This is a genomic window from Streptomyces sp. NPDC028928 (assembly GCF_055564915.1).
Genome location: NZ_JBVHVI010000016.1, coordinates 66,367 through 89,339 on the forward strand (window position 1 = coordinate 66,367; position 22,973 = coordinate 89,339).

Annotated in this window: 22 protein-coding genes and 1 pseudogene; 11 read left to right on the forward strand and 12 right to left on the reverse strand. The window is 73.4% G+C overall.

The features are described 5' to 3' along the window. Positions 1-25 precede the first annotated feature (25 nt). Complete coding sequence (locus ACZ4U1_RS32965) at positions 26-319, forward strand: hypothetical protein (protein WP_014672411.1); 294 nt, start codon at positions 26-28, stop codon at positions 317-319. 22 nt (positions 320-341) lie between these two features. Here ACZ4U1_RS32965 and ACZ4U1_RS32970 read toward each other — a convergent pair whose 3' ends face one another. From ACZ4U1_RS32970 to ACZ4U1_RS32980, 3 genes are read right to left on the reverse strand one after another with little or no spacing between them, the layout of a single operon-like run. Then, on the reverse strand, positions 342-1,412 hold the full coding sequence (locus ACZ4U1_RS32970) for a prenyltransferase (RefSeq protein ID WP_467907837.1): 1,071 nt from the start codon (positions 1,410-1,412) through the stop codon (positions 342-344). After that, on the reverse strand, positions 1,409-2,185 hold the full coding sequence (locus tag ACZ4U1_RS32975; RefSeq protein ID WP_467907838.1) for a class I SAM-dependent methyltransferase: 777 nt from the start codon (positions 2,183-2,185) through the stop codon (positions 1,409-1,411). Before ACZ4U1_RS32975 ends, ACZ4U1_RS32970 begins: the two co-directional genes overlap by 4 nt. Beyond that, the gene (locus ACZ4U1_RS32980) at positions 2,179-3,621 is read right to left on the reverse strand and encodes a glycosyltransferase family 4 protein (protein WP_467907839.1); all 1,443 of its coding nucleotides are present in this window, start codon (positions 3,619-3,621) and stop codon (positions 2,179-2,181) included. Before ACZ4U1_RS32980 ends, ACZ4U1_RS32975 begins: the two co-directional genes overlap by 7 nt. Positions 3,622-3,841: 220 nt before the next feature. Between ACZ4U1_RS32980 and ACZ4U1_RS32985 the strand changes: the two genes are divergently transcribed. Continuing rightward, on the forward strand, positions 3,842-4,462 hold the full coding sequence (locus ACZ4U1_RS32985) for a TetR family transcriptional regulator (RefSeq protein WP_467907840.1): 621 nt from the start codon (positions 3,842-3,844) through the stop codon (positions 4,460-4,462). Here ACZ4U1_RS32985 and ACZ4U1_RS32990 read toward each other — a convergent pair whose 3' ends face one another. From ACZ4U1_RS32990 to ACZ4U1_RS33010, 5 genes are all read right to left on the reverse strand, one after another. Beyond that, positions 4,463-4,645 carry a hypothetical protein gene (locus ACZ4U1_RS32990; RefSeq protein WP_467907841.1) on the reverse strand — a complete coding sequence of 61 codons (183 nt, stop codon included), beginning with the start codon at positions 4,643-4,645 and terminating at the stop codon, positions 4,463-4,465. A 460-nt stretch (positions 4,646-5,105) separates the two neighbouring features. Next, positions 5,106-5,969: a tetratricopeptide repeat protein gene (locus tag ACZ4U1_RS32995; RefSeq protein WP_467907842.1), complete on the reverse strand. Its 864-nt coding sequence runs from the start codon at positions 5,967-5,969 to the stop codon at positions 5,106-5,108. 50 nt (positions 5,970-6,019) lie between these two features. After that, positions 6,020-7,096, reverse strand: a complete 1,077-nt coding sequence (locus tag ACZ4U1_RS33000; protein ID WP_467907843.1) for an NAD(P)/FAD-dependent oxidoreductase — start codon at positions 7,094-7,096, stop codon at positions 6,020-6,022. A 605-nt stretch (positions 7,097-7,701) separates the two neighbouring features. Then, the gene (locus ACZ4U1_RS33005) at positions 7,702-7,935 is read right to left on the reverse strand and encodes a ferredoxin (protein WP_467907844.1); all 234 of its coding nucleotides are present in this window, start codon (positions 7,933-7,935) and stop codon (positions 7,702-7,704) included. A 3-nt stretch (positions 7,936-7,938) separates the two neighbouring features. Then, positions 7,939-9,390, reverse strand: a complete 1,452-nt coding sequence (locus ACZ4U1_RS33010; RefSeq protein WP_467907845.1) for an aldehyde dehydrogenase — start codon at positions 9,388-9,390, stop codon at positions 7,939-7,941. Between the two features lie 133 nt (positions 9,391-9,523). Between ACZ4U1_RS33010 and ACZ4U1_RS33015 the strand changes: the two genes are divergently transcribed. Both ACZ4U1_RS33015 and ACZ4U1_RS33020 read left to right on the forward strand, forming a co-directional pair. Further along, positions 9,524-10,549 carry an MBL fold metallo-hydrolase gene (locus ACZ4U1_RS33015; protein WP_467907846.1) on the forward strand — a complete coding sequence of 342 codons (1,026 nt, stop codon included), beginning with the start codon at positions 9,524-9,526 and terminating at the stop codon, positions 10,547-10,549. A gap of 36 nt (positions 10,550-10,585) precedes the next feature. Then, positions 10,586-10,972 (forward strand): annotated as a pseudogene (locus ACZ4U1_RS33020) (nuclear transport factor 2 family protein); the annotation flags it as partial. 29 nt (positions 10,973-11,001) lie between these two features. Here the strand turns inward: ACZ4U1_RS33020 and ACZ4U1_RS33025 are convergent. From ACZ4U1_RS33025 to ACZ4U1_RS33035, 3 genes are all read right to left on the reverse strand, one after another. Further along, positions 11,002-12,210 carry an MAB_1171c family putative transporter gene (locus tag ACZ4U1_RS33025; protein ID WP_467907847.1) on the reverse strand — a complete coding sequence of 403 codons (1,209 nt, stop codon included), beginning with the start codon at positions 12,208-12,210 and terminating at the stop codon, positions 11,002-11,004. Next, a complete protein-coding gene (locus tag ACZ4U1_RS33030) occupies positions 12,210-12,752 on the reverse strand; it encodes a hypothetical protein (RefSeq protein WP_467907848.1) in 543 nt (180 codons plus the stop codon). Before ACZ4U1_RS33030 ends, ACZ4U1_RS33025 begins: the two co-directional genes overlap by 1 nt. A 118-nt stretch (positions 12,753-12,870) precedes the next feature. Further along, positions 12,871-13,464 (reverse strand): helix-turn-helix domain-containing protein, encoded by a 594-nt coding sequence (locus ACZ4U1_RS33035; RefSeq protein ID WP_467907849.1) that lies wholly within the window; start codon positions 13,462-13,464, stop codon positions 12,871-12,873. Between the two features lie 252 nt (positions 13,465-13,716). Between ACZ4U1_RS33035 and ACZ4U1_RS33040 the strand changes: the two genes are divergently transcribed. The 7 genes from ACZ4U1_RS33040 to ACZ4U1_RS33070 all read left to right on the forward strand — a co-directional run bounded on the left by ACZ4U1_RS33040 (position 13,717) and on the right by ACZ4U1_RS33070 (position 21,377). Then, positions 13,717-14,784, forward strand: coding sequence for a hypothetical protein (locus tag ACZ4U1_RS33040; RefSeq protein ID WP_467907850.1), 1,068 nt, complete (start codon positions 13,717-13,719; stop codon positions 14,782-14,784). Positions 14,785-15,062: 278 nt separating this feature from the next. Further along, entirely contained in the window at positions 15,063-16,271 is a 1,209-nt protein-coding gene (locus ACZ4U1_RS33045) for a prenyltransferase/squalene oxidase repeat-containing protein (protein ID WP_467907851.1), read from the forward strand. Then, positions 16,268-16,927 carry an SCO2322 family protein gene (locus ACZ4U1_RS33050; RefSeq protein ID WP_467907852.1) on the forward strand — a complete coding sequence of 220 codons (660 nt, stop codon included), beginning with the start codon at positions 16,268-16,270 and terminating at the stop codon, positions 16,925-16,927. The genes ACZ4U1_RS33045 and ACZ4U1_RS33050 overlap by 4 nt, the downstream gene beginning before the upstream one ends. Further along, positions 16,914-18,011 carry an energy-coupling factor transporter transmembrane component T gene (locus ACZ4U1_RS33055; protein WP_467907853.1) on the forward strand — a complete coding sequence of 366 codons (1,098 nt, stop codon included), beginning with the start codon at positions 16,914-16,916 and terminating at the stop codon, positions 18,009-18,011. Before ACZ4U1_RS33050 ends, ACZ4U1_RS33055 begins: the two co-directional genes overlap by 14 nt. Beyond that, positions 18,008-19,801, forward strand: coding sequence for an ABC transporter ATP-binding protein (locus tag ACZ4U1_RS33060; protein WP_467907854.1), 1,794 nt, complete (start codon positions 18,008-18,010; stop codon positions 19,799-19,801). Before ACZ4U1_RS33055 ends, ACZ4U1_RS33060 begins: the two co-directional genes overlap by 4 nt. Then, positions 19,798-20,631: an ECF transporter S component gene (locus ACZ4U1_RS33065; protein ID WP_467907855.1), complete on the forward strand. Its 834-nt coding sequence runs from the start codon at positions 19,798-19,800 to the stop codon at positions 20,629-20,631. The genes ACZ4U1_RS33060 and ACZ4U1_RS33065 overlap by 4 nt, the downstream gene beginning before the upstream one ends. A 332-nt stretch (positions 20,632-20,963) precedes the next feature. Beyond that, on the forward strand, positions 20,964-21,377 hold the full coding sequence (locus tag ACZ4U1_RS33070; RefSeq protein ID WP_467907856.1) for a lytic transglycosylase domain-containing protein: 414 nt from the start codon (positions 20,964-20,966) through the stop codon (positions 21,375-21,377). 179 nt (positions 21,378-21,556) lie between these two features. Here the strand turns inward: ACZ4U1_RS33070 and ACZ4U1_RS33075 are convergent, their stop codons facing one another. Beyond that, positions 21,557-22,792 (reverse strand): cytochrome P450, encoded by a 1,236-nt coding sequence (locus ACZ4U1_RS33075; protein WP_467907857.1) that lies wholly within the window; start codon positions 22,790-22,792, stop codon positions 21,557-21,559. Between the last annotated feature and the right edge of the window lie 181 nt (positions 22,793-22,973).

A 22,973-nucleotide genomic window follows, 5' to 3' on the forward strand; every position in this document is an offset into this window, starting at 1 on the left:
TCCGCCTCGCGGCAATTCGAAAGGCATGTCCCCTCGATATCGCAACGGCGCGAATCAGGCCGGGACCGTGATCGCGGTCGTCGCCGACATCATGGCGCTGATCCTCGGCCTGTGGATTCTGATGTACCTGCTGGACGCCAACCGGGCCAACAGCCTGGTCCAGTTCGTCCACGACGCGGCCTCCTGGCTGGCCGGCTGGTCCCACGACCTCTTCACGTTCGACGAGGCCTGGGCCCGGGTCGTCGCCGGGTACGGCCTCGCCGCCGTCGTCTACCTGTTCGTCGGCCACGCCATAGCCAACCGGATGCACCGCCACTGAGCGGCGCCGGCCGGGGCGTGGGTCACGCGCAGCAGTCCGGGTCCAGGCCCGTCGGCAGGTGTTCGCCGCCGAAGACCGCGCAGGTGGCCTCGTGGCCGCCCAGCGCCGCCACGGCCAGGAGGAGGGAGCCCGCCGTCCAGGTGGTCAGCTCGCGGGGCCAGACGGCGTCGTCGTCGAAGACGTAGCCGGTCCAGTACAGGCCGCTGTCCGGGTCCCGCAGGTGCTGGATGGACTGGAGGATCTCCAGGGCCCGGTCGGACTCGCCCACCGCCCACAGGGCCAGGGCGAGTTCGCTGGACTCGCCGCCGGTCACCCACGGGTTGGGCACCACGCAGCGCACGCCGAAGCCAGGGACGACGAAGCGGTCCCAGGACTCCTCGATGCGGGCCTTGGCCTCCGCGCCCGTCAGCGCGCCGCCGAGGACCGGGTAGTACCAGTCCATCGAGTAGCGGTCCTTGTCCAGGAAGCGCTCGGGGTGGCGGCGGATCGCGTGCCGCAGCGCCCCGGCCGCCAACTCCCAGTCCGGCTGCGGCTCCTCGCGCTGCTCGGCGATGGCGAGCGCGCAGCGCAGGGCGTGGTGGATGGAGGAGCTGCCGGTGAGCAGGGCGTCCGCCGTCGGCGTGCCGTCGTCCTCGCGGCGCCAGCCGATCTGCCCGCCGGGCTGCTGGAGCCGCAGCACCCACTCGACGGCCGCGTAGACCGTCGGCCACATCCGGTCCAGGAACGTGTCGTCGCCCGTGGACAGGTAGTGGTGCCAGACGCCGACGGCTATGTAGGCGACGAAGTTGGACTCGCGGGCGCGGTCGGTGACGTCGTCGTGGGCGCCGTCGGCATAGGCGGCGTACCAGGACCCGTCCTCGTTCTGGTGCCGGGCGAGCCAGTTGTACGCCCGCTCGGCGGCCTCGTGCTCACCGGCCGCGTCCAGGGCCATGGCGGCCTCGGTGTGGTCCCACGGGTCGAGGTGGTGCCCGCGGAACCACGGGATCGCCCCGTCCTCCCGCTGCACGGCGAGGATGCCGGCGACGGTCGCGGCGGCCTGCTCGGCGGTGAGGACCCCGGGCAGGACGAGGTGTTCTGTCCGGGGAGTCGTCACCGGGTGGCCGCCTCGGAGGTCTCGGTCTCGGTCTCGGTCTCCGTCTCGGCGAGACGCGGCAGGTGCGGCTTGGTCGCGTAGACCACGAAGCTCTTGCCGATCAGCGGGTTGAGCGCCTGCTCGGCGACCCGGGTGGCGAGCGGCTTCTTCATGATGTCCCAGACCAGCAGCTTGTGGTACGCCCGCACCGGCAGCGCCTTGTCGTTGTCGACGCCGAACGCGCACTTCAGCCACCAGTACGGCGAGTGCAGCGCGTGCGCGTGGTGGCTGCCGTACGGCTTCAGGCCCGCCTCGCGGATCTTCGCGACCAGCTCGTCGGCCTTGTAGATGCGGATGTGGCCGCCCTCGACCTCGTGGTAGGCGTCGGACAGCGCCCAGCAGACCTTCTCCGGGCCGTAGCGCGGCACGGTGATCGCGATGCGCCCGCCCGGCCTGAGGACGCGCACCATCTCCGCGAGCACGCCCTTGTCGTCGGGGATGTGCTCCATCACCTCGGAGATGATGACGACGTCGAAGGACTCGTCGGGGAAGGGCAGGGCGAGGGCGTCGCCCTCCATCGCCGTGGCGGTGGCGCCCTGCGGTGCCTCGCCGGCCTCCTTCATCGCCGCGAACCACTTGGCGACCTCGCGGATCTCCTCGCCGTTCTGGTCCAGGGCCACGACCTGGGCGCCGCGCCGGTAGCACTCGAAGGCGTGCCGGCCGGCTCCGCAGCCGAGGTCCAGGACACGGTCGCCCGGGGCGAGCGGGAACCGGGAGAAGTCGACGGTCAGCACGTGGCCCTGCTTTCGGAGGAGACGCCTGCAACACTTGCCGAGGCCGCGGAGCGGCCGGGGATCGGGGCCGCGGAGCGGCTGTCGCCTGCCGCGGAGCGGCTGGGGCCCGCGGAGCGGGCCGTGCGGGTGGGGCCCGCCGAGCGGGCGATGGCCTCGCGGTAGTGGGCCACGGTGCCCTCGGCGGCGCGGGCCCAGGTGAACTTCTCCAGCACCCGCTCCCGGCCCGCCCGGCCGAGCCGCACCCGCAGCTCACGGTCCCCCAGCAGCCGGCCGAGCCCGGCGGCCAGCGCGCCCGCGTCGCCGGGCGGCACGGCCAGACAGGTCTCGCCGTCGCGCCCCGCGACCTCGGGGATCGCGCCGCCGGTGGTGGCGACCAGCGGGGTGCCGGTGGCCATGGCCTCGGCGGCGGGCAGCGAGAAGCCCTCGTACAGCGAGGGCACGCAGGCCACCTCGGCGGAGCGGATCAGGTCGACCAGCTCGGCGTCGGAGATGCCCTTCACGAACTCGACGGCGCCTTCGAGGCCGTACCGCTCGATCGCCTGCGCGACCGGCCCCTCCTGCGGGCGCTTGCCGACGACGACGAGGTGCGCGGCGGGGTGCTCGGTGCGCACCTTGGCGAGCGCCTCCACGAGGAACACCAGCCCCTTCAGCGGCACGTCCGCGCTGGAGGTGGTGACGATCCGGCCCGGCACCTCGGGCACGGCCGGATTCGGCGCGAACAGGTCGGTGTCGGCGCCGATGTGGACGACGTGGACGCGGTCGCCGCGGACGCCGAGGTGGTCCACGATCTCCTGGCGGGAGCTGCCGGAGACGGTGAGCACGGAGGGCAGCCGGCGGGCGACGCGCTTCTGCATGCGGGTGAAGGCGTACCAGCGGCGCACCGAGTAGCGGCGCTGCCAGGTGTCGGCGGCGTCCAGCTCCAGCTGCCGGTCCACGGTGATCGGGTGGTGGATCGTGGTGACCAGGGGCGCGCCGATGTCGCCCAGCAGGCCGTAGCCGAGGGTCTGGTTGTCGTGGACGACGTCGAACTCGCCGCGTCGGGCGCGCAGATGGTGGCGGGCGCGCAGCGAGAAGGTCAGCGGCTCGGGGAAGCCGCCGGTCCACATGGTGGCCACTTCGAGAGCGTCGATCCAGTCCCGGTACTCGTCCCGCTTCGGGGTGCGGAAGGGGTCGGGCTGGCGGTAGAGGTCGAGGCTGGGCAGCTCGGTGAGGGTGAGGCGCGGGTAGCCCTCGTCGAGGACGGGGTACGGCTGCGAGCCGATGACCTCGACGCGGTGGCCGAGGCGGGCCAGCTCGCGCGAGAGGTGTCGTACGTAGACGCCCTGGCCCCCGCAGAACGGGTTCCCCTTATAGGTGAGGAGCGCGATGTCGAGCGGTCGCTCGCCGTCGGCAGCGGGTTCCTGGCCGGCACCCGCTTCCCGGGCCTCAGCGGTCACTCCGTGCCCCCTTCTGCCTGCACTGTCCCGCGAGACTACGACGGGACGCTAATCTAGAACAAGTTTCAGACTTGATCGTTCAAGAGGCTCTGAATCTACCGGCAGGTAGGGGCGCTGTGAGCAGTGGATCAGGTGATTCGCGCCACGACGCGCGGCCCTGCCATGCTGTCCGATCACGAGCCCTACAGACACCCTCACCGACTGTCACGGAACGGGATCCATGCCTGCGGAAGCCAGCACCTCGCGTCCGGCCTCTCCACCTCTCACCGAGCGGCAGGAGGCCCGCCGGCGCAGGATCCTGCACGCCAGCGCCCAACTGGCCAGCCGGGGCGGGTTCGACGCCGTACAGATGCGCGAGGTCGCCGAGTCCTCCCAGGTGGCGCTCGGCACGCTGTACCGCTACTTCCCGTCCAAGGTGCATCTGCTGGTCGCCACCATGCAGGACCAGCTGGAGCACATGCACGGCACCCTGCGCAAGAAGCCGCCCGCGGGCGACACGGCGGCCGAGCGCGTCGCGGAGACCCTGATGCGGGCCTTCCGGGCCCTGCAGCGCGAGCCGCATCTGGCCGACGCGATGGTCCGCGCGCTGACCTTCGCCGACCGCAGCGTCTCCCCGGAGGTCGACCAGGTCTCCCGGCAGACGACCGCGATCATCCTGGACGCGATGGGCCTGGCGGAGCCGACCGCCGAGCAGCTCTCCGCGGTCCGGGTCATCGAGCACACCTGGCACTCGGCCCTCGTCACCTGGCTGTCGGGCCGCGCCTCGATCGCCCAGGTGAAGATAGACATCGAGACGGTGTGCCGCCTGATCGACCTCACGGAGCCGGCCGCCCGCCCCTGATCACCCCCGCCGCCGGCGCCGCAGCGCCCCCAGAAGCCGGTCGAGCACCCTGAGCGCCGCGGTGCGCCGGGCCGGCCGGCGGGACCACACGGCGGGCAGGACGACCCCGGCGTAGACGGCGAGGAAGACGAGCGCGGCGAGCAGGACGGGCAGCTGAAGGGTGACCGGCAGCTGAAAGGTCATGGCGTTCCCCCCGGAACGGACGGCCGACGACGTGTACGACGACCATCACCCCCGGCAACCCCGCGCCGGCCGGACCCCGACCCCCTCCGAACCCCCGTCGGAACCCGCAGGTCGGGCCGCCTTCTTCGGAGCCCCCGCCGAAGCACGCCGAAGGGGCGCTCAACGCGAAGAGGGCAGCGGAAGGCACGAAGAGGGCAGCGAAAGACCTACGAGACGGGTTCCCTTCGCCGGCATGGTCCGGATCAGGTGATGGGGGTCGCCGTCCGGCCTGACTGCTGCCTTCCGGCCTCTCAGCCCTACCGTCGCTGTCGGCCCGGGCGGATGCCTGTGCGTCTCGCCCAAGTCGGCTACTCCGGTGGGACTCCCTCACTCGCCTCGTAGGCTGATACCAGCATAGAACGGATGGTGCCTGACGGAACCCGCCAATTCACACCATTTGCCAACAACCGGGACGACTCCTCTAGCCGACCGGGTCCAGCCCGCTCCAGCCCCGCCCGCTCGCCGTCCCGCCGGCCCACTCCTCCAGCAGGCGGCGGGCCTCCTCATCGGGAGCCGCCAGCAGGACCTGCTGGGTGCCCGCGTGCGTGCCGCGCTCCCGCTCCACGGTGCCCTCGCTGCAGCAGGCGCACAGCAGCTCGAAGCTGCTCGCGGGCTCGACGCCGTAGCCGCGCCCGGAGAAGAGGTCGACCAGCGCCTCGACGTCGGCGGTCCCGGCCGCGTGCACCGTCACCGTGAGCGTCGGCAGGTCGGAGGACTCGAAGAGCAGCAGCTCGTCGAAGACCGGGTACTCGCGGCCGTCGACGACGCGCCTGCCCTTCGGTTCGCCGTCGTGCACGACGATCTCGCCGAAGCGGCGCCCGGCGCTCCCCGGCACATTCATCACCCGGCCGCGGGTGGGGCAGAGCCGGTCGATCCAGACGACCTCCCGCTCCCCGCCCGTGTCCAGGCGGACGCAGGCGGCGCCGAAGCGCCCGTTGATCTCGCCGCCCCCGTCCGGCACCGGGATGCCGAAGCCCTCCCAGGCCCGCCGTGCGGTGGCCCAGTCCCGCTGGATCGTGGCCGCGATGCCCAGGTTCCAGTACGCCGGGTCGCCCTCCCCCTGCGGGGCGCGGGCAGCGGCCTCGCGGCCCAGCTCGTACGCCTTCGCCCAGTTGCGCAGGAACTTGTGGGCGAGCGCGGCGTCGTACCACCACACCGGGCTCTTCGGCGCGTCCGGGTGGTGGGCGAGCACCCGCTCCAGGAGGCCGGCCGCGACCGGCCAGTCCTGGGCGTCCCAGGCCTCGTAGGCCTCCTCGATCAGCCGCTCGGCCTCGGACTCGTGCACGCCGCTCCCCACCCGGTCTCTTCTCGGAACCGCAGGAGCGTACCCCGCGGTCAGGCGCCGACCGCCTTGCGGGTGCCGTACTTCGTGCCGATGTAGACGATCTTCTTGAACAGCACGGCGCTGCGTCCCTTGATGTGGCTGTCGCGGAGGGTGTCGTCGCGCTGGGTGAACTGGGCCACCCCGTCCTTGCCGCCGAGACTGACGCACCGGGCCACATAGTGCAGCTCGTACGGCTCCGGCGCGCGGCCCTCGGCCAGCCGGGCCAGGGCCTCGACCGCGGCACTGGCCTGCGGGGCGGCGGTCTGGCAGCCGAAACGGGCGCCGGGTACGGCCGCGCAGTCGCCGATGGCGAAGATCCGCGGGTCGCTGACGCTGCGCAGGAACTCGTCCACGACGACCCGGCCGCCCGCGTCGACCCGGAGGCCGCTGCGCTCCGCGAGCGGGGGCACGCCGGCCACGATGGCCCACAGGGTCAGGTCGGAGCCGATCTCCCGCCCCGACCGCAGCCGCAGCAGACCGCCGAACCCGCCGTCCCGCTCGGTCACTTCCTCGACGCCGTCGTCCACGACGTCCACCCCGAACCGGTGCAGCGCGGCGAGGACCCGCTGCCGCGCCCGGCCGGACAGGCAGTCGGCGACCGTCGCCCCGACGAGCCGTACCCGCAGGTCGGGCCTGGCCTCGGCGACTTCCGTCGCCGTCTCGATGCCGGTGGCCCCGCCACCGACCACGGTGACGGTGCTCCCGGCCGGCAGCGCGGCGAGCGCCGCCCGCGCCTGCTCCGCGCCCTCCCAGGTGCCCACCGGAACGGTGCCCGGCAGCGGCCGCACCGTGCTGCCCACGGCGAGGAAGAGGTGGTCGAAACCGATGCTCTCCCCGTCGGCGAGGGTGACGACGCCGTCGCCGATCTTCTCCACGGTCCCGATCCGCGACGTGATCCCGGCCCGCAGCATCGACGTGAGCGGCGTGGCCGCCACGGCGGTCCCGGCGACCTGCTGGTGCAGCCGGATCCGCTCCACGAACTCGGGCCGCTCGTTGACCACCGTGACCTCGGCACCCTTCACCCGCTTGGCCACCCGGTTCGCCGCGAACGCCCCCGCGTAACCGGCGCCTACCACCACAACCTTCATCTCGGCCTCCCGTCGAAGCAGTTCTTCGCACCCGAGACGAGGAAGGGCCCGCAGCCCGTGACACCCCAGCCATGTGACCCCCGTCACGCGCCCACCGGCCCTCTGGCACACGGCTGTACAAGTGCGGGACGACGTCGGGTTGTCGGCTCCCGTTGATGTCGTGATGATGGACCGCATGCCGGGACACAGGAGCGGGGCGGACGAGGCACCGCGCAACAGCCGGCATCCCTCCCTGGCAGCCGAGGCAGCGGCCTGTCCACCGGCCCGCCGGGCGTGGTCCCGTCCGGCCGAAGTCGATCCGGACAGCGCGGCGGCGCGGCAGCTGGCGCTGCTCGACGCGTTCACGCAAGGCGCCTGCAGCCCACCGGACTTCGCACGCGGATGGTGGGAGGCACGGCGCGCCTCCCAGGCGAACGGCGAACGGATCCGAGGGGCCCTCGAAGACCTCTTCGACCGGATGTTCATGCTCCTTGAGGACTACTCGATCGCCCCGGACCTCGCCGAGCCGGGAGACCTCACCGACGCCGAACTCCGCGCAGCGGTGCAGGAGATCTGGGCGGCATTTCGCGGGAAGCCGTGCGTAAGAAGATCCTCGCCGTCCGCCCCTACTCCTCCGGCGGGAACACCGCCTCCCCGCTGCCCAGCAGGGTGATCACGATGGCCTCCACCGGGCAGCTCTCGGCCGCCTCCAGGATCTGTTCGCTCGCGTCGGTGTCCGGTTCGACGGGGTGGGACTGGCGGGCGGTGTCGAGGCGGAAGCCGGTGGGGGCGTGGTGGAGGCACTGGGCGGAGCCGATGCACACCGACCGGTCGACCTCGACGTGCCAGCGGTCGCCCATGGGCTACGCCCCCGCCGGGAGGTGGATCATCTTGTGCTCCAGGTACTCCCCGTACCCCTCCGGGCCGAACTCCCGGCCCAGGCCGGAGTTCTTGTAGCCGCCGAACGGGCCGAGCATGTCCAGGCTGAAGGTGTTGACGGAGTAGGTGCCGGTGCGGACCTGCCGGGCGATGTCGATGCCGTGCTCGGTGTCCGCCGTCCACACGCTGCCGGAGAGGCCGTAGTCGGAGTCGTTGGCGATCGTCACGGCCTCGGACTCGTCGCCGTACGGGATGAGGCAGATGACCGGGCCGAAGATCTCCTCGCGGGCGATGCGCATCGTGTTGTCGACGTCGCCGAAGAGGGTGGGTTCGACGTACCAGCCGCGGTCCAGCCCGGCCGGACGGCCGCCGCCGGTGAGGATCTTGGCGCCCTCCTCCTGGCCGATGCGGATGTAGTCCAGGTTGCGCTGCTGCTGGCGGCGGGCGACCAGCGGGCCGACCTGGGTGGCGGGGTCCAGCGGGTCGCCGACCTTCAGGGCGCTCGCGGCCGCCGCGAAGGCGTCCGCGAACTCGTCGTAGCGGGAGCGCGGCAGGAGGATGCGGGTCTGGGCGACGCAGGCCTGCCCGTTGTTCATCCAGGCCGCCGGCACGATGCCCGCGACCGCCGCCCGGACGTCCGCGTCCGGCAGCACCAGCGCCGCCGACTTGCCGCCGAGTTCCAGGGTGACCCGGGTGAGGTTGCGGGCGGCGACCTCCATCACGCGTCGGCCGGCCGCGACCGAGCCGGTGAAGGAGACCTTGTCGACGCCGGGGTGGCCGACCAGGTACTCGCTGACCTCGCGGTCGGCGGGGAGGACGGACAGCACGCCCTCGGGGAGGCCGGCCTCGCGGGCGATCTCGGCGAGGAGGTAGGCGTCCAGCGGGGACTCGGGGGACGGCTTGAGGACGGCCGTGCAGCCGGTCAGCAGCGCGGGCGCCAGCTTGGCGGCGGCGACGAACTGCGGGACGTTCCAGGGGACGACCGCGGCGACCACGCCCACCGGTTCGCGCCGGACCAGGATCGGGCCCAGCACACCGTCCCTGCGCTCCTCGTACGTGAAGTCGCGCGCGACCCGGATCGCCGCGTCCCACACCATCATCGCGCCGAGCGCCTGGGCGAGGACGCTCCAGGAGTACGGCGAGCCGTTCTCGGTCGAGATCACCCGGGCGATCTCCTCGTGCCGGGCGGCGATGCCGTCCTTGATGCGCGTGACGACCTCGATCCGCTCCTCCGGCGTGGCGCGCGGCCACGGCCCCTCGTCGAAGGCGCGGCGCGCTACGGCCACGGCCCGGTCGACGTCCGCCCGGGAGGCGTGCGGGACCCGGCCGATGACCTCCTCGGTGTGCGGCGAGATCACCTCGATGACGTCCTGGCCCAGGGGGTCGGTCAACTCCCCGCCGATGAACAGCTGTCCGTGTTCCACGAGCTCGGTCATGGCCGACTGCCTCCCGCCGCACCGCACCGCATCCGTCGCTGCCGCCGTTTCTGACGCTGTTTCAGAACTGATACCAGTTCTAGTTATAGTGGGCAATGGCCGTGGGGGCGGAGGGTGGAGGGGCGGAGAGCTGATGGCGACGACGTTCGATCACGGCGGGGGCGTGCGGTCGGTGCGGGTGCCCATCCCGGACAACCCCCTCGGTCACACGCTGGTGTACGTGGTGGACACCGACCGGGGCCCGGTGCTCATCGACACCGGCTGGGACGACCCGGGGTCCTGGGACGCGCTGGTGGCGGGCCTCGCGGACTGCGGTACGGCGGTCGGGGAGGTCTACGGGGTCGTCATCACCCATCACCACCCGGATCATCACGGCCTGTCGGCGCGGGTGCGGGAGGCGTCCGGTGCCTGGGTGGCGCTGCACGCGGCCGACGCGGCGATCGTGCGCCGGGCGCGGGAGACCCGGCCGGAGCGTTGGTTCTCGTACATGGCGGCCAAACTGGCGGCGGCCGGGGCGCCGGAGGAACATGTGGCGCCGCTGCGGGTACCGCGCGCCCGGACCCTGCCCGGCCTCTCCCCCGCCCTGCCCGACCGGGAGATCGTCCCCGGCGAACTCCTCGACCTGCCCGGCCGCCGGCTGCGCGCCGTGTGGACCCCGGGGCACACGCCGGGCCATGTCTGCCTGCACCTGGAGGAGGAGCACCCGGCGCGGCTCCCCGGCCACGGGCGCCTGTTCAGCGGTGACCACCTGCTGCCCGGGATCACCCCGCACATCGGCCTGTACGAGGACCCCGACGACGCGACCGTCACCGATCCCCTCGGCGACTACCTCGACTCCCTGGAGCGGATCGGCCGGCTCACCCCCGCCGAGATCCTCCCGGCCCACCAGCACCCCTTCACCGACGCCCCGGCACGGGTGCGCGCGCTGCTCGGCCACCACGAGAGCCGGCTGTCCAACCTGCTCGCCCTCCTCGCCGAGCCCCTCACCCCCTGGCAGCTCGCCGAGCGCATGGAGTGGAACCGCCCCTGGTCCGACATCCCCTACGGCTCCCGCACCATCGCGGTCTCGGAGGCCGAGTCCCACCTGCGCCGCCTGGTGAAGCAGGGCCGCGCGGAGCCGGTGCCGGGGAGCGAGCCGGTGGCGTACGCGGCGGTGTGAGAACGGGTCGCCGCACAGGGCCGGCGAGCTGGTAGAGAACCGGCCTCCGTGGCGGAGCTGGTCACCGAGGACGGCAGCTGGCAGTGGCCCCCGCCCGGGAACGGGCGCCGGGTCGTGGGACGCCAGGCCCTGCGGACGTACTTCGGCTCCCGGCCCGCTGACCGGCTCTCCCGCCGGCTGATGTCCGACGTTCTGGTCACGGTGACCGCACCGGACACGGCGACGGCCCGCTCGTACTTCTCCACCCACCGCGTCGACGGCTACACGGGCGGCCTCGTGCCCGCCGGCCCGCCCGTCTTGATCGGCCACTACGACGACGTGTTCCGCCGCGCCGGGGACCGCTGGCCGATCGCCTGCCGCACACTGCACCTCCCGTTCGCCGGGCCCACTCCCCGTGCACCGCCGGCCGATCGGTATCGATGACCGGTGTCAGGCGTGTGAGACGACCGATGTCAGGCGTGTGAGTCGAGGTCCTCCGCCGCGACCGCCTGGCGACGGAACCTCTCGATGTCTGCCGCGTGGAAACGCAACACGTGGGCCACGGACTCCAGTTCGCTGTCCGGGACACACACGAACCCGGGGTGCCCGGCGGGCAGGGGGCGCTCGCGGTCCTCGGGTGCGTGCAGCGCGTCGGCCGCGACGAGGATGTCCACCGCCGCCGCGATGCTCCGCGCGGCCGCCTCCGGATACCCCGCCGCGCTCGCCGCCTGCCGCGTCCGCCGGCGCCGCTCCGCGCACAGGTGCGGGGCCAGCTTGAGGAGCCCGTCGTTGATGGCGGCCCGGCGCAGTTCCAGGCGGAGCGCGGCACCGCTGACCCGGCCGGTCGCGGGCGCCGCCGGCGCGGTGACGGTCAGCATGGCCTGCCACAGCGGCTTCAGGCGCCGGTGGGTGCGCACCAGCCGCCGGTGCTCCGCCACCCACGGCCCGGCCTGTCCGGCGAGGAAGCCGACGGCCACCAGGACGGCCTCGACGATGGCGAACGGCGGGGCGACGTACGTCGACAGCCAGTCCCAGTCCCGGCCGCTCCACCGGGCGCCGATCGCGGCGAGCTTGGCCACGTCGAAGACGAGCCCGAGGGCGTAGGCCACCTGGAGGAAGATGACCGCCCGGCGCAGCCAGGTGTCCTCGACCTCCCGGTACCAGGCCCACAGCATGCCCGCCGCGACCAGCGCGGACACCAGGTGGGCGGCGAGGTAGAGCAGCACGAACTCGCGCATCCAGGGCGTGTCGGCGTAGTAGGTGTCGAGGTCGCGGGTCCGTTCCACGTGGTGGTCGCCGAGCAGGAACGTCGTCCACAGGCCCACGATGATGACGGCGTACGCCACCCGGACCAGCCGGGTGCGCCGGCGGCGCACGGCGGACGGGGGCTCCCGCCAGGTGATGATGAGCCACAGACAGGCGCCGCAGTAGGCGGCCAGCAGCGAGTACACCCACAGGCCGGCGAAGTTGGGGATGCCGGTGAGTACGTTGATGCGGTGCAGGTTGGCCGGCGGCAGCGAGGCGAAGACGATCGCGCCGATGCCGAGCAGCACCGCGGTGGCCCGCAGGATCGGGTCCTGCCAGGCGCGCCGCAGCAGCGGCAGCTTGATCACGAAGGCGCCGGCGAGAAGGGCGGCGGGGACGGCGTAGGCGGCGAAGGAGCCGGCGATGTCCCAGCGCATCAGGGTCCGCCGATGTTGCCCAGCGAGGACGACAGCCGGTCGGTGAGGGTGTCCTGGGTCATCCGGCCGGCCGCGCCGGGCCCGACGACCTTGGAGAACTTCGCCGCGAGGCGCAGCCCGCACTCCTCGGCCTCCCACTCGGCCTCGGCCGCCGCCGCGGCGGGCGAGGCCGCGGTGGGCGAGCGGGTGGCCATGGCGACCACCCGGTCCCAGGGGACGTCGTCCTCGGCGCGGGAGAGCAGCCGGCGGGCGGCGGCGGGCAGGCCCTCCGGGTAGTGCACGTCCAGCGTGCCGTAGTGGATGTGGCCGATCTCGTGCCCGGCGATGACGAACTTGTGCGGGTCCGGGGCGCGTTCCTCGACCACGACGATGTACTCCTCCTCCCGCGCGAGGGTGATCCCGGAGACGTCCAGGCCCGTCGGGAAGGCGACGAACTTCAGCCGGACCGGGCGGTCCAGCTGCGGGCTGAGCGTGGTGCACAGCGCGTGCAGGAACGTCTCCGGGGTGGTCGGCGGGGTGAGGCCGCGGACGGTGTCGCGCACGAGCCGGTCCAGGAAGCGCTTCGGGGACCGAGCGGACTTCGGGGGCTTCGGGAACTTCGGGAGCCTCGGCTGCCTCCTGCCCGCCGCTGACCAGGGACGCGTGAGGCCGGCGGACTGTTCAGGCACGCCCGGTGCCCTCCGCCCGCTCCGAGGCGATGATCATCTCGGCCAGGTCGGCCAGGGTGGCGAGCTGCCGGGCGTTCATCTGCGGGGCCCGGGCGGCCAGTCGTATCAGCCCGCTCTCGCGCAGCCGCAGCAACGGGTCCGCCTCGGCCTCCAGGCTCTGCAGCACCGGTTGCAGCGCCTCGTGCAGCGCCTCCGGCTCGTCCGCCGTGAAGAAGCCCGCGGGCAGGCCGAAGAACCGGCGCAGCCGGTCGGCGTGTTCCAGGCTCGGCATGCCGCTCTTGCGCCACTCGCTCAGCCACTGCCGGCTGGTTCCGGCGATCCTGGCCAGCTCGTCCAGCGAGTACCGCTTGCCGTCCGGCCGGCGCCGGCTCTCCCGGATGAAGTCCAGCCGCTGGCGCACGCGTTGGGCGAGGCAGGTCTCGGGTGCGCGCCCGCCGGAGAGGAGTTCCACGACGACGCCGACGGGGATGCCGGTGCGGTAGGAGAGGCCCGCCACGTCGAGGGCCTCCGGCAGCCGTCCGGGTCGGCCGGTCAACGCGCCCAGCCGGTCGAGGACTTCGGCCAGCGAGGCGTAGGCGTCACTCACCGAGGTCCCCCCTGGGCGTGTCGTCCGTTTCGATGGCTGGGCTGACCGCGAGGCTACCCGTTCGCCCGTTCGGCTACCAGATGCGACAAGGGTCCCTGCCTAATTACGCAGCTATCGTTGACAGTTGATGCCGCCGTGGGTGAGGATCACTGCACGGAGAGCAAGATCCGACCCGCCCCGGGTGCCGCCTATGGGGGAGCGGCACCCGGGGTGTTTCTTGTCCGCCCTCTCCCGAGGAAGGTCCAGGCACCCATGGCGCAGCCCGTCGTGCTCCTCGGGGCCGGCCGCCGGGACTCCTGCGACGAGTTCCCGCTGGCACGGATCGCCGCGGCCCGCCCGGTGGTCCTGGTCGACCCGGACCCGCCGGCCTGGACGCACCCGTATCTGGCAGGGCACGTCCCGGCCGACCCCACGACCGAGGCGGTCCTGGAGTACGCGGCCGGGCGTCCGGTCGCCGGCGTCCTGACCTGGTCCGCGGAGCACCTGACCACCGCCGCCCGGATCACCGCCCGGCTGGGGTTACCGGGCCTGCCGTACGAGACGGCGGCGGCCTGCGCCGACCCCGTCGCGTTACGGGCCCTGCTGCACCGCCACCGCCTGCCGACGGCCGGCCCCCAGGACGCACGGGACGTGCGGGATGTGCAGGACGTACGGGACACGGAAGGCGCCCTGGTGTCCGCCGAGACGGTCGTCCTGGACGACGAGGTCCGCATCGTCGCGCTCACCCGTACGACCCCGGGCCCGCCGCCCGCCCGCAGCCCGCTGCGGCACCACGTCCACGCCCACGACGGGCTGCTGCACAACCGTTTCCTGCGCCAGTGCGTGGAACGGACCGTACGCGCCCTGGCCCTCACCCACACGGTCGCGCACATCACGTTACGACTGACCGCCCGCGGCCCCCGGGTCCTGGCCGTCGCCCCGCACCTGCCCGGCGACCTGATCCCGCTCCTGGTCGAACGGGCCACCGGCGTCGACCTCGCCACGGCCGCGGCAGCCCTGGCCACCGGCCACCACCCCGACCTCACCCCCACCCGACAGCGCGCCGCCGCCGTCCAGTTCGCCTACCCGACCGTGACCGGCCGCCTGACCCACCTTCACCTGGACCCCGCCGCCGAACACGACCCGTCCGCCGACCGCGTCCACCTCACCCGCCACCCCGGCGACCCGGTCACGGCGGCCCCCCACGCGGACGTCACCGACCGCCTCGCCCACTGGGTGGCGACGGCCGAAACCCCCACGGACTGCGAAACAGCCCTCCGCCGCATGGCCCACCACCTGACCGCGACGGTCCTTCCCACGGCCGACATGTACGCGGCCTAGCACCCCTGCCCACAGCCGCCCCCCAGCCTGTGCGGGGCGGCCGGTAAAGTGGCGGGGTCGTCACACCCGTACGGGGGGAAGCCGGTGCAATTCCGGCGCTGGCCCGCAACCGTGTGCCGCCCGAGGGCGGTGAGCCGGACTGCCCCGGGCGGGACGTTGACCGGCTCGCGTGCGTCGGCGGCCCGCCGCGCACGGCACCGTCGAGGTCTACGGAGCCGAGCCGCCCGGGTGTCACCCGTGCGCTGCCCGGCTCCCCGCAGGAGAGGCAGTCGCCGACCATGAACGTCCGCCGCAGTGCCGCGGCTCTCGCCGCCGTAGGCGTGCTGGCCGCCGCCGCGCCCGCCACGGCCGCCGACCCGTCCCCGTCCCCGAAGGTGACGGTTCCGTCCGGGCTGTACGGCAAGGGGGACCCGACGTACGACGGCGTGTGGCGGCAGTCGCTCACGCTGATCGCGCAGCGGACGCTCGGCTACCGGCCCGCCACCGCGGCCGTCGACTGGCTCACCGGGCAGCAGTGCGCGAACGGCGCCTTCGCCGCCTTCCGCGCCACCCCGGCCGGGCCCTGCGACGACAAGGTGAAGGCCGACACCAACAGCACGGCCGCCGCAATCCAGGCCCTCGCCGCGACCGGCGGCCACGGCGGTGCCGTGGAGAAGGCCGTGGACTGGCTGAAGTCCGTGCAGAACAAGGACGGCGGCTGGAGCTACTACCCGGGCGGCCCCAGCGACACCAACTCCACCTCCGTCGTCATCGGCGCGCTCACCGCGGCCGGCACCGACCCCGCGGACGTCCACACGTCCGGCAAGTCCCCCTACGACGCGCTGCCCGCCTGGTCCATCCCCTGCGACCAGGACGGCGGCGGCGCGCTCGCCTACCAGCCGGACAAGAAGGGCAAGCTGCTCGCCAACGCGGACGCGACGGCGGCCGGTCTGCTGGGCGCGCTCGGCAAGGGCTTCGTGGCGGAGGCCGGCAAGGCCCCGGCCCAGGAGGCCTGCGCCGAGGCCGGGCACCCCACCCGCGCCCAGGTCGCCGACAACGCCGGCGCCTACCTGGGCACGGCCGTCGCGAAGAGCGGCCACCTCCTCTCCACCCTGCCCGGCGCCAAGGACCAGCCCGACTACGGCAACACCGCGGACGCCGTCGTCGCGCTCGCCGCGGACGGCCGGACCGAGCCCGCGAGGAAGGCGTACGCCTGGCTGGAGAAGAACGCCGGCCCCTGGGCGGCCCAGAGCGGCCCGGCCGCGTACGCCCAGCTGATCCTCGCCGCCCACGCCATCGGCGAGCAGCCGGGCGACTTCAACGGCACCAGCCTGGTCAGCTCCCTCAACGCACTCGGCCCGGCCCCGCGGATGGACTCCGCCGCGCACGAGCCGGCCGCGCAGGAGGAGGACTCGAAGACCGGTGTCTGGTGGATCGTCGGCATCGGTCTCGTCGCGGGCATCGGCATCGGCTTCCTGCTCAGCGGCCGGAAGAAGCACCGGCCGTGACCGCCGTCCGCCGTGCCGCGCCCGCGTTCGTCGCCGCGCTGCTGCTCCTCGCCTCCGCCGGGCCGGCGGATGCCACCGGATACCGCTACTGGTCCTTCTGGGAGCGCACCGGCGGCCACTGGACATACGCCACCCAGGGCCCGGCGACCGTCCGCCCCGACGACGGCGCGGTCCAGGGCTTCCGGTTCGCGGTGAGCGCGGACTCCGCGGACGCCGGCCGGCCGCGCGGCACGGCGGACTTCGACACGGTCTGCGCGGACACGCCCGCCGCGTCCGGCAGCAAGCGCGTCGCCCTCGTCCTCGACTTCGGCACGCGCGCGGACGCCCCGTCCGGTGAGACACCGCCGGGCCGCCGTACGGCCTGCGCGCGGGTGCCGAAGGACGCGACCAGCGCCGACGCGCTGGCCGCCGTCGCCGAGCCGCTCCGCTACGACAGCAACGCCCTGCTGTGCGCGATCGCCGGGTATCCGCGGCAGGGGTGCGGGGAGCAGGTCTCCGCCGAGGGCGCGGCGAAGGAGAAGGAGCGGAAGAAGGAGAAGGGCGCGACCGACAGCGGTCCCTCGCTGGGGCTGCCGATCGGCGCGGCCGTGGTCGCCCTCCTCGCGGGGGCGGCGGTGTGGCAGGCACGGCGGCGGCGGCGCGATGAGTCCGGGTGATCTTCGCGTCGGTCCGGGGCGCTCCCGCCGGACCACCCTGCACCCCGGTGCCTGGTGGCTCTGGGCGATATCGCTCGGTACCGCCGCCACCCGCACCACCAACCCCCTCCTCCTCGGCCTCCTGACAGCCGCCTCCGGCTATGTCGTGGCCACGCACCGCTCCCCCGCCCCCTGGGCCCGCTCCTACACCGCCTTCGTGAAACTCGCCCTCGCCGTCCTCGTCGTCCGCGTCGTCTTCGCGGTGGCGCTCGGCTCCCCCATCCCGGGCACCCACACCCTCCTCACCCTCCCCGAGGTCCCGCTGCCGCACTGGGCGCGGGGCATCCGGCTGGGTGGCCGGGTCACCGCCGAGGCGGTCGTCTTCGCCGCCTACGACGGTCTGAAACTCGCCACCCTCCTCGTCTGCGTCGGCGCGGCGAACGCCCTCGCCAGCCCCACCCGCCTGCTCAAGTCCCTGCCGGGCGCGCTCTACGAGACCGGTGTCGCCGTCGTCGTCGCCCTCACCTTCGCGCCCCACCTGATCGCCGACGTGCAGCGGCTGCGCGCCGCCCGCCGGCTGCGCGGCCGGCCGGACCGGGGCGTACGGGGTCTGCTCCAGGTCGGACTGCCGGTGCTGGAGGGCGCGCTGGAGCGCTCGGTCGCGCTCGCCGCCGCGATGGAGTCCCGCGGCTACGGCCGTACCGCCGAGGTCCCCGCCCGGGTCCGCCGTACGACGACCGCGCTCACCCTCGGCGGTCTGCTCGGCGTGTGCGCGGGAACGTACGGTCTGCTGACGGCGGAAGGGGGATCGTACGGGCTTCCCGTGCTGCTCGCCGGAGTCGTCGCCGCGCTCGTCGGACTGCGGCTGGGCGGCCGGCGTTCGCCGCGGACGCGGTACCGCCCGGACCCGTGGGGGCCGCGCGCCTGGCTGGTCACCGGCTCCGGAGCCGCGGTGGCCGCGCTGCTCACGCTCGCCTCCGTCCGCGATCCGCAGGCGCTGCACCCCGGGGTCGTCCCCCTCGTCGCGCCCGCCCTCCCGCTCTGGCCGGCCGCCGCCGTCCTGCTCGCCCTGCTGCCCGCCCTCGTCCCCAGGGAGCACCCGTGATCCGCTTCGAGGATGTCAGCGTGACGTACGAGGGTGCCGCCGAACCCACCGTCGCCGGTGTGGACTTCGAGGTGCCCGAGGGCGAACTGGTGCTGCTCGCCGGTCCGTCCGGGGTCGGCAAGTCGACCGTGCTGGGCGCGGTCAGCGGACTGGTCCCGCACTTCACCGGCGGCACCCTGCGCGGACGCGTCACGGTGGCCGGCCGGGACACCCGCACCCACCAGCCGCGTCACCTCGCCGACGTGGTCGGCACGGTGGGCCAGGATCCGCTCGCGCACTTCGTGACCGACACCGTGGAGGACGAACTCGCCTACGGCATGGAGTCGTTGGGCCTCGCCCCGGAGGTGATGCGGCGCCGGGTGGAGGAAACCCTCGACCTGCTGGGCCTGGCCGGGCTGCGGGACCGGCCGATCGCCACCCTCTCCGGCGGGCAGCGGCAGCGGGTGGCGATCGGCTCGGTCCTCACCCCGCACCCGCACGTCCTCGTCCTGGACGAGCCGACCTCGGCCCTGGACCCGGCCGCCGCCGAGGAGGTGCTGGCCGTACTGCAACGTCTGGTGCACGACCTGGGCACGACGGTCCTCATGGCCGAACACCGCCTGGAGCGGGTGATCCAGTACGCCGACCGCGTCGTCCTGCTCCCCGCCCCGGGCGCCACCCCCGTCGTGGGCGCCCCGGCCGAGGTGATGGCCGTCTCCCCCGTCTTCCCGCCGGTGGTGGACCTGGGGCGGCTGGCGGGCTGGTCCCCGCTCCCCCTGACGGTGCGAGACGCCCGCCGCAGGGCCGCCGGCCTCAGAGAACGCCTGGCCGCCTGCGCAGGGGACGGTTCCGGTGCGACGGCGACCGCGGCGGCGTCGGGGCTGGTCGCGCAGGCACCCGCGCGCCTGCGGGGCGCTGAACCGGCCGCGGGCAGCGCCCTGCCGGTGCCGGCGAGCGACCCCACCCCCGCCGAGCCCGCGCACCGGGCACCCGGCATCCCCTCCCCCCGCCGCTCCCTCTTCCGTCGCCGCCCCCCTGCCGCACCGGAACCCCGGCAGACCCGCATCGCCCACATCCGTTCCCTCTCCCTCCACCGCGACCGTGTCCAAGCCCTCCGCCACGTCGACCTGACCGTGACCCCCGGCGAGACCATCGCCCTCATGGGCCGCAACGGCGCCGGCAAGTCCACCCTGCTCGGCTCCCTCGTCGGCCTGCTGACACCCACCACCGGAACCGTCACCGTCGGCGGACTCACCCCCCACCGCACCCCGCCCCAGGCCCTCGTACGCCAGGTCGGGCTCGTCCCGCAGGACCCCCGCGACCTGCTGTGCTCGGACACGGTCGCCGACGAGTGCTCGGCGGCCGACCGGGACGCGGGCGCCGCGCCCGGCACCTGCCGGGCGCTGGTGTCCGGCCTGCTGCCGGGCATCGCGGACGACACGCATCCCCGGGACCTGTCCGAGGGCCAGTGCCTGGCGCTGGCGCTGGCCGTGGTGCTGACCGCCCGCCCTCCCCTGCTCCTGCTGGACGAGCCGACACGCGGCCTGGACTACGCGGCCAAGGCCCGCCTGGTCGCCGTACTGCGCGGACTCGCGGCCGAGGGGCACGCGATCGTGCTGGCCACGCATGACGTGGAGCTGGCGGCCGAGCTGGCCCACCGGGTGGTGCTGCTCGCCGAGGGCGAGGTGATCGCCGACGGCCCGACGGCCGAGATCGTGGTGTCCTCGCCGTCCTTCGCGCCGCAGGTGACGAAGATCCTCGCCCCGCAGCGCTGGCTGACGGTGGCCGAGGTGCGGGAGGCCCTGGCATGAGCAGCGTCCGTCCCCGTCCCCGTGTGCACGCCGTCCGCCTCGGCCCCCGCTCGCTCGCCGCGCTGGCGCTGACCAGCGCGGTGGGCGTGGCCGCCCTCTGCTGGCCCTTTCTCACCCCGCCCGCCTCGCAGGTGAGCGCGCACGCGCAGGACGCGCCGTGGTTCTTCGCCGGCCTGCTCGTCCTGCTGGTCGCGGTCGTGGCGGCGACGATCTCGGAGTCGGATCTGGGGCCGAAGGCCGTGGCCATGCTGGGCGTGCTGGCCGCTACGGGGGCGGCGCTGCGGCCGATCGGCGCGGGTACGGCGGGGATCGAGCCGATGTTCTTCCTGATGGTGCTGAGCGGGCGGGTGCTCGGACCCGGTTTCGGGTTCGCGCTGGGCTCGGTGACGATGTTCGCGTCCGCGCTGCTCACGGGCGGGGTCGGGCCGTGGCTGCCGTTCCAGATGCTGTCGATGGGGTGGTTCACCATGGGCGCGGGCCTGCTGCCGGGGGCAGTACGGCTGCGCGGTCGTGGCGAACTGCTGGTGCTCGCCGGATACGGCTTCCTCGCGGCCTTCGCCTACGGCACGGTGATGAACCTGGCCGGCTGGACCTTCATGGACGGCGCGGCCTCCCACATCTCCTTCGCCGCCGGTGCGCCGGTGGCCGTGAACCTGGCCCGGTTCGCCGCGTACTGCGTCGCCACCTCGCTCGGCTGGGACCTGGGCCGGGCGCTCTGCACGGTCGTACTGACCCTCGTCCTCGGTCCGGCGGTACTGCGGGCGCTGCGCCGGGCGACGCGGCGGGCCGCTTTCGAGACGGCGGTCACATTCGACGGTCCCGGTGGGTGAGGACTCGTATCCCCGCTGTGAGCGAGACGGTGAAGCACCCCACATGACGCACGTCACCTACGACGCCGGGCCGTAGTCCCATTTGTCCGATACATCCATCCATGCACCCCTTCTGACCTGCGGATTGCGGCGTGGGTCACAGAGAAGACGTTTCCCTCCCATCCGGCCACAACTAGTAAAAGGGGTCATTGCGGGCGGCTTCCGGGCCTGCTTGTCTTGAGGACGTCGCCAGGCACCACGAGCCCATCCGGGCCGCGGCGCCGACGCAGACGGCCACAGCGTGTGGTCCTTCCCTGCGGGCGATCCCCTGTCCCCGACGCAAGAGGTTCTCCGTGTCCGTCTCCTTCATCCGCCGCATCGCTTCCCCGAAGAAGGCCCTCACCGCCGCCGCCGTGGCCGCCGCCACCGCCGGTATGGCTCTGACCGCGGCGCCCGCCCAGGCCGCCACCACGTCCGCCTCCTCCGCCCAGGCGATCGCGCACCAGATGATCCCGGACGCCGCGCAGTTCAACGCCTTCAGCAAGATCGTCGAGCACGAGAGCGGCTGGAACCCCACCGCCACCAACAGCTCCTCCGGCGCCTACGGCCTGGTCCAGGCCCTGCCGGGTGCGAAGATGGCCTCGGCCGGTGCCGACTGGAAGACCAACCCGGCCACCCAGATCAAGTGGGGCCTGGACTACATGAACTCCCGCTACGGCAGCCCCGTGAAGGCCTGGAGCTTCTGGCAGGCCAACGGCTGGTACTGAGCCACCCGTAACTGAGCCACCACGACCGGGTCACCCACCGCTGGGCCACCCCCGGCCGGGCCCCCACAACCGAGCGGCGCCACCGCTGACCCAGCGCCCGCATCGCACCGCCTCCGCACCCTCGCCCACGCTCGGCGAGGGTGCGCGCGCATGTCCTGCCTCCTGCGGGACTCCCGTCGTCAGCCGACGCCGACCCGGAGTTCCTTCACCCCGTTGATCCAGGCCGAGCGCAGGCGGCGAGGGGGCTCGGCCAGGTGCAGGCCGGGCATCGCGTCGGCGACGGCGTTGAAGATGAGGTCGATCTCCAGGACCGCGAGGGACTTGCCGAGGCAGTAGTGGGGACCGCCTCCGCCGAAGCCCAGATGGGGGTTGGGATCGCGGGTGATGTCGAAGGTGTCGGGGTCGGTGAAGACCTCGGGGTCGTGGTTGGCGGAGGCGTAGAAGAGTCCGACCCGGTCGCCCTTCCTGACGAGTACGCCGCCCAGCTCGGTGTCCTGGGTCGCCGTCCGCTGGAAGGCGTTGACCGGGGTCGCCCAGCGGACGATCTCCTCGGCCGTGGTCGACGGGCGCTCGCGGCGGAAGAGGTCCCACTGGCCGGGGTGGGTGAGGAAGGCGTGCATGCCGTGCGTGATGGCGTTGCGGGTCGTCTCGTTGCCGGCGACCGCCAGCATCAGCACGAAGAAGCCGAACTCGTCGGAGTTCAGGTTGCCCTCGTCCTCCGCCGCCACCAGGGTCGACACGATGTCCCGGGCCGGGCACCGCTTCCGCTCGGCGGCCATGTTCATGGCGTAGGCGATGATCTCGGCGGCCGACCGAGCGCCGACCTCCTCGGTGATCGCGTACTCGGGGTCGTCGTAGGCGATCATCTTGTTGGACCAGTCGAAGATCTTGGACCGGTCGTCCTGCGGGACGCCGATCAGTTCGGCGATGGCCTGGAGGGGCAGTTCGCAGGCGACCTCGGTGACGAAGTCGAAGGGCCCGGAGCGGGCGCGGGCGGCGGCGACGATCGCCTCGGCGCGGGCCCGCAGCCGGTCCTCCAGCGCGCGGATGGAGCGTGGCGTGAACCCGCGCTGCACTATCTGGCGCACCCGCGTATGTTCCGGTGGATCCATGTTGAGCAGGATCAGCCGCTGCGCGTCGATCGCCTCGCGCTGGATGTGTTCGTTGAAGCGGATGATCGCGGTGTTGAGGGAGGAGGAGAAGAGTTCCGGGTGCGTGGAGACGTACCGGACGTCGGCGTGCCGGGTCACGGCCCAGTACCCGGTGTCGGTGAAGCCCGCGACGCCGTGCGGCTGCGGGATCCAGCGGACCGGCTCGGTACGGCGCAGCTCGGCGAACTCCGGGAGGGGCACACGGTGGTGCAGCAGGTCGGGGTCGGTGGGGTCGAACCCGTCGGGCAGCGCTGGACAGGGCATCGGCGACTCCAGCCATCTGACGGTCCATCAGCGGGTGCGGTGAAGGTAGTAACGGGTTCTACAAGTCGCAAGGGGTACGGCGCCGCCAATCCGTAGGGAACTCGCGCGGATCGCTCCGTCGACACCTGCAAGACCCTTGCGGTGATGGACGTCACGTCAGCAGACTGCTGGGCAGAACTAG

What these genes read in the sequence shown, in the direction of transcription:
- ACZ4U1_RS32965 (WP_014672411.1), top strand. Translation starts at nt 26, where the DNA reads ATGTCCCCTCGATATCGCAACGGCGCGAATCAGGCCGGGACCGTGATC.
- ACZ4U1_RS32985 (WP_467907840.1), top strand. Translation starts at nt 3,842, where the DNA reads ATGCCTGCGGAAGCCAGCACCTCGCGTCCGGCCTCTCCACCTCTCACC.
- ACZ4U1_RS32990 (WP_467907841.1), bottom strand. Translation starts at nt 4,645, where the DNA reads ATGACCTTTCAGCTGCCGGTCACCCTTCAGCTGCCCGTCCTGCTCGCC.
- ACZ4U1_RS33000 (WP_467907843.1), bottom strand. Translation starts at nt 7,096, where the DNA reads ATGAAGGTTGTGGTGGTAGGCGCCGGTTACGCGGGGGCGTTCGCGGCG.
- ACZ4U1_RS33005 (WP_467907844.1), bottom strand. Translation starts at nt 7,935, where the DNA reads ATGGGCGACCGCTGGCACGTCGAGGTCGACCGGTCGGTGTGCATCGGC.
- ACZ4U1_RS33010 (WP_467907845.1), bottom strand. Translation starts at nt 9,390, where the DNA reads ATGACCGAGCTCGTGGAACACGGACAGCTGTTCATCGGCGGGGAGTTG.
- ACZ4U1_RS33015 (WP_467907846.1), top strand. Translation starts at nt 9,524, where the DNA reads ATGGCGACGACGTTCGATCACGGCGGGGGCGTGCGGTCGGTGCGGGTG.
- ACZ4U1_RS33025 (WP_467907847.1), bottom strand. Translation starts at nt 12,210, where the DNA reads ATGCGCTGGGACATCGCCGGCTCCTTCGCCGCCTACGCCGTCCCCGCC.
- ACZ4U1_RS33040 (WP_467907850.1), top strand. Translation starts at nt 13,717, where the DNA reads ATGGCGCAGCCCGTCGTGCTCCTCGGGGCCGGCCGCCGGGACTCCTGC.
- ACZ4U1_RS33045 (WP_467907851.1), top strand. Translation starts at nt 15,063, where the DNA reads ATGAACGTCCGCCGCAGTGCCGCGGCTCTCGCCGCCGTAGGCGTGCTG.
- ACZ4U1_RS33055 (WP_467907853.1), top strand. Translation starts at nt 16,914, where the DNA reads ATGAGTCCGGGTGATCTTCGCGTCGGTCCGGGGCGCTCCCGCCGGACC.
- ACZ4U1_RS33065 (WP_467907855.1), top strand. Translation starts at nt 19,798, where the DNA reads ATGAGCAGCGTCCGTCCCCGTCCCCGTGTGCACGCCGTCCGCCTCGGC.
- ACZ4U1_RS33075 (WP_467907857.1), bottom strand. Translation starts at nt 22,792, where the DNA reads ATGCCCTGTCCAGCGCTGCCCGACGGGTTCGACCCCACCGACCCCGAC.